The sequence below is a fragment of the Herbiconiux daphne genome (assembly GCF_024979295.1).
GTDB lineage: Bacteria > Actinomycetota > Actinomycetes > Actinomycetales > Microbacteriaceae > Herbiconiux > Herbiconiux daphnes.
In genome coordinates this window covers 1-515 of sequence record NZ_JANLCJ010000839.1, presented here as the reverse complement: position 1 = coordinate 515, position 515 = coordinate 1, and the positions used below count along the sequence as shown (strand labels likewise).

General features: G+C 43.1%; 1 protein-coding gene. It reads right to left on the bottom strand.

What is annotated here, in order from left to right:
• Positions 1 to 43: 43 nt before the first annotated feature.
• A complete protein-coding gene (locus tag N1032_RS27970; RefSeq protein ID WP_259544007.1) occupies positions 44 to 250 on the bottom strand; it encodes a hypothetical protein in 207 nt (68 codons plus the stop codon).
• Positions 251 to 515: the final 265 nt, after the last annotated feature.

Below are 515 nucleotides of genomic sequence, written 5' to 3'. Positions count from 1 at the left end.
AAGAGATCGCAGTTCTCCTTTGTAATCAGTGGCTTACAAGCCATTACGCCGCCTCCACTTCGTGCCGCTGCTCTACCTGCTTCCGTGCTTTGCGCTGCTGGTAGTTCCATGCGTCCATTTCATGCTTACACATAACGCAACGTTTGTTACTGCGGTAACGCAACGTCTCGCCGCAAACCTTGCACGGCTTGCCGTGGTACTGGTTTAAAGCTCGCTGTATGCCGTGTAATTTCTTAATCAGTGCTTCCATGCTTACCCCTCTAAATAAATGATTTGTAGAGAGAAAATGTCTCTACCCAATGTATATATACTTTTATGTCTGAAAAAGTATTACAAGGAAAATGAAAATAATCGTAAAGTATTGATTTTTAACGAAAAATAGTTTGACTATAACACTGTATGTTATGCTTTTTTAACCAATAAAAAACCGCCCTGAATGCTGGCGGCTCTTGCTGGTGGAGGTGTGAGAATGGTGTTAGCAGTAGTTATGCGCCCTGCTCCAACTCCGCTTTGAT

What these genes read in the sequence shown, in the direction of transcription:
- N1032_RS27970 (WP_259544007.1), bottom strand. Translation starts at nt 250, where the DNA reads ATGGAAGCACTGATTAAGAAATTACACGGCATACAGCGAGCTTTAAAC.